Source organism: uncultured Campylobacter sp. (genome assembly GCF_938045225.1).
Taxonomy (GTDB): Bacteria; Campylobacterota; Campylobacteria; order Campylobacterales; family Campylobacteraceae; genus Campylobacter_A.
Window position 1 is genome coordinate 1 of sequence record NZ_CALINL010000181.1, and the last position, 4,140, is coordinate 4,140.

Here is a 4,140-nt window from a genome sequence, read left to right on the forward strand (position 1 = left end):
TCAAGCTCACGCTAACGACGAAGAGTATCTGATGGCGAATTTTTACCTCGATGAATACCTCAAAAGATACGGCGACGGTGGCCCTAGGAGCTAATTTGCGCAGTATCTAAAGATAAAAGCGAATTTTGACTCGTTCTCGCAACCCAATCGAAACCAAAAGCTAATGCAAGACAGTATTGCCGAGATAGAAAAATTTCTCTACATCTACCCAAACACGCAGTATCGCCCGCTGATCGAAACTATGCTGGTTAAATTTAAGCTCGCGATTTACAACCTGGACGTGCAGATAGCCGATCTTTACGAGCGCACGGGCAGGGACGAGTCGGCGCAAATTTATAAAGAAAAGGTGCAAGCCTCGCCGCTAAATGACGCAAACATCGTGCTTCCGCAGCTTCCTTGGTATAGAAAAATGTTTGAATAGGAGCTGAATTTGCAAATTTACGAATCAAAAATGTTCCCATCACAATTAGCAGTTATCGTCGAGGATGAGCTGTTTTTATATCCTTTTATGATCACGCCGCTTTTTTTGAGTGATGATGAAAATATAGAGGCGCTAAATTTGGCTCTCGAGTCGCAGAGTCCAATCCTCGTCGTGCCGACGAAAGCACAAAACGAAGGCGCACGAGAATTTGACTCCATCTACGATGCCGGCGTCATAGGCACCGTGATGAGGCGGGTGCCGCTACCGGACGGCAGAGTAAAAATTTTATTTCAAGGCACGAGCAAGGGTCGCATAGTCTCAAAAGTATCCTCAAAACCGCTGCAAGCCGTCGTAGACGTACTGCACGAAAAAAGACCCGAAAATACCAAAAGCGACGCGCTACTAACCGTACTTCGCGAAAAGGTGCGAGATCTGGCCGCGCTTAGCCACTTTTTTCCGCCGGATCTTTTAAAAACGATAGAGGAGAGCGCCGAACCTAGCCGCGTTTGCGATTTGATTTTAAGCTCGCTAAGGCTAAAGAAAAAGACGGCGTACGAGTTTTTCATCGAGGAAAATTTGGAGCAAAAGCTACTAAAACTTATCGACTACGTCATCGAGGAGATCGAGGCAAACAAGCTTCAGCGCGAGATAAAAAACAAAGTCCATTCAAGGATCGATAAGGTAAATAAGGAGTATTTTCTAAAAGAGCAGCTAAAGCAGATCCAGCAAGAGCTCGGCTCCGATACGAGCCGCGAAGAGGAGATCGAGGAGTACCGTAAGAAGCTGGAAGCTAAGAAAAAATTTATGGGCGAGGACGCGTATAAGGAGATAAAAAAGCAAATCGACAAATTATCGCGCATGCATCCAGACTCCGCCGATGCCAACACGACGCAAAGCTACCTCGACTGGGTCGTGGAGGTGCCGTTTGAAAACCTGGCCAACAAAAAACTAAGCGTACAAGAGGTCGCAAAGCAGTTAAATGCCGATCACTACGGGCTTGAAAGACCAAAAGATAGGATAGAGGAGTATTTTGCTCTGCGCGAGCTTTTGCAACTGCGAGGCGTCGCGGGCAAGGTAAATAACGGAGCGATACTATGCTTTGCGGGGCCTCCGGGCGTCGGTAAAACGAGCCTGGCAAACTCCATAGCAAGGGCGCTAAAGCGCGAGCTAGTGCGCGTGGCACTGGGCGGTCTTGAGGACGTAAACGAGCTACGCGGACACCGCCGCACCTACATAGGCGCGATGCCCGGTCGCATCGTGCAGGGGCTCATCGAAGCAAAACAGATGAACCCCGTCATCGTGCTAGACGAGATCGATAAGGTCGGTAGGAGCTTTCGCGGCGATCCGACGGCGGTACTGCTGGAGATCCTAGACCCTGAGCAAAATAACAAATTTAGGGATTATTATTTAAATTTTAATATCGACCTGAGTAAGGTCGTTTTCGTCGCGACGGCAAACGACGTGAGCGCCATACCGCCAGCGCTTCGCGATAGGATGGAGTTTATCGAGCTTAGCTCATATACGCCGCAGGAAAAATTTGAGATCGCTAAAAAATATCTAATCCCTCAAGAGCTCAAAAAACACGGCCTAAAGCCGAGCGAAGTAACTCTGGGCAAAGACGTACTAAGCCTCATCATCTCAGACTATACGCGAGAAAGCGGGGTGCGAAATCTGCGTCGCCGTCTGGCGGATATCTTTAGAAAGGCGGCAAAAAGGCTGCTCGAGGGCGAGGCGCAAAAGATAACCGTGACGAGTAAAAATTTGAACGAGTTTTTAGAAAAAAAGGTCTTTGAGATCGAGCATGCCGACAAAAAGCCGCAGATCGGCCAGGTAAACGGGTTGGCGTGGACGAGCGTGGGCGGCGACGTGCTAAAGATCGAAGCTATCCGCATACAGGGCAAGGGCAGTCTGCAGATCACCGGCTCTTTGGGCGACGTGATGAAAGAGAGTGCGTATATAGCATTTAGCCTCGTTAAGGTATTGATCGACGCTAAAAAGATAAAAGTGCCGACCAAAATCATCCCGAGCCTACCTGACGACGTCAAAGACGGTGTGAAAAAAGAGCTGAGCCCTAGCGAAGTATATCGCCGCTACGATCTGCATATCCACGTGCCAGAGGGCGCCACGCCAAAGGACGGGCCGAGTGCCGGTATCACGATGGTGACGGCGATCGCCTCGATCCTAACGGATACCAAAGTGCGAAGCGACGTGGCAATGACGGGCGAGATCACGCTCAGCGGCCGCGTGCTACCTATCGGCGGACTAAAAGAAAAGCTCATAGCCGCGCATAAGGCCGGTATCAAAACCGCTCTGATACCGCGCAAAAACTATGAACGAGATCTGGGGGATATCCCGCAAGACGTCAAAAAAGACATGCAAATCATCCCCGTGGACGTCATCGAAGACGTGCTAGAAAATGCGTTCGTCACAAAATAACTATGAAATTTGATTAAATTTAGCCTCGGTAGCGGGGCTGAATTTCTACTTTAATATCATCAATTTACGATTAAAATTTCATTTAGGATCAAGAAAAGTTAAAATTTTTGTATAGCACAAACGCCATGATTTTACCGATATTTTTAAAATTAGAGAGTATGGTGAAACAGAGTTTGCATGCAATAACTGTAAAGACTATATCGTGCTTTGCTAAAATCAACAAGACGCTTTACAAACAATAGAGTGAAATCGCCGCTAAAATTTACTTAAGTTTTATTGAGTGTGCGTATTTCTTAGTATTCGCTATTTGCGCTTAGGCTTAGCCTGGGATATAGGCTTGATTTAGCCGCGTTTATCTCTTCGTTTGCTAGCAGGGTTTGAAGCTTGGAAGATAGGATGGAGGGGTTTGTGGATTCTAGGGATTTAGAGAGGGAGGAGAAGGATACGGATTTGGCGGATAAGGGCACACCAAATAAGTAAACAATAAAAAACAAAAAAGATATCCTTCGCAAACTCTACTTTCCTAACTACCCTGAAATCTAGGCCTAAATTTAATCACAATGAGTCTTAATAAGGCATTAAAAATACCTAACAATCAATAATATTTTAAAAATAAAGAGTGATTGTAGCTTAAATGCAGTTTAAGACAGGCAAGGGTAAAATATGGGAACTTGAATTTAGGTGGGGTGAGATGCAGGGAGCCAGGAGTGAATCAGGATTACTTTGTAACTTTTATTTCTTATTCTTTTATGCTATTTATTCCATACTTTCCTACTTTTTATTCCAACAATTTACTATCTATCCCATTATATTTTATGGTTTTTGCTTTTGTATGTATTTTTTAAAACATATTGCATGAATTTAAAAGTAATAGCAAGTTTAAATTTGTGAATTCATAAAATTCAGTATCAATGATACTGACTGAGATTGAATTTACGATGAAATTTTGTAAAAAGGATAAAATTTGGAAAAACTAAAAGAAAATTTAGAAATCGATATTGAAAATTTAAAATTCCAAAATGATGAAAATTTAGAAAAAGAGCTTTTAGAAAAAAGACGAGTCGGCGCTCTTGTAAAAGAAATGAACAAAAGTATCAAAAAAAGTAAACCAGCAACAGCAAATCAAAAAGCCAATAAATCTAATAAAAAAGCTCCTATCCGCTTCCCAGGTATTTAAATATGTGGTTAAAAAACTTACAAATTCAACATTTTCGTAATTATGAAGAAGCAGATATTCATTTTCATCCTGGTTTAAATATCTTTCTTGGACAAAATGCACAAGG

General features: G+C 43.8%; 3 protein-coding genes and 1 pseudogene. 3 read left to right on the top strand and 1 reads right to left on the bottom strand.

Going from position 1 to position 4,140, the window contains the following annotated elements:
• Both bamD and lon read left to right on the top strand, forming a co-directional pair.
• Nucleotides 1-421: pseudogene (bamD, locus tag Q0200_RS06865) on the top strand (outer membrane protein assembly factor BamD); the annotation flags it as partial.
• A 9-nt stretch (nt 422-430) separates the two neighbouring features.
• Nucleotides 431-2,857, top strand: a complete 2,427-nt coding sequence (lon, locus tag Q0200_RS06870; RefSeq protein WP_297939461.1) for an endopeptidase La — start codon at nt 431-433, stop codon at nt 2,855-2,857.
• Between the two features lie 293 nt (nt 2,858-3,150).
• On the opposite strand, the gene Q0200_RS06875 is transcribed toward lon, so the two are convergent.
• Nucleotides 3,151-3,351: a TolC family protein gene (locus tag Q0200_RS06875; protein WP_297939464.1), complete on the bottom strand. Its 201-nt coding sequence runs from the start codon at nt 3,349-3,351 to the stop codon at nt 3,151-3,153.
• Nucleotides 3,352-3,821: 470 nt separating this feature from the next.
• Here Q0200_RS06875 and Q0200_RS06880 point away from each other — a divergent pair, with 470 nt between their 5' ends.
• A complete protein-coding gene (locus Q0200_RS06880; RefSeq protein ID WP_297939467.1) occupies nt 3,822-4,034 on the top strand; it encodes a hypothetical protein in 213 nt (70 codons plus the stop codon).
• Nucleotides 4,035-4,140: the final 106 nt, after the last annotated feature.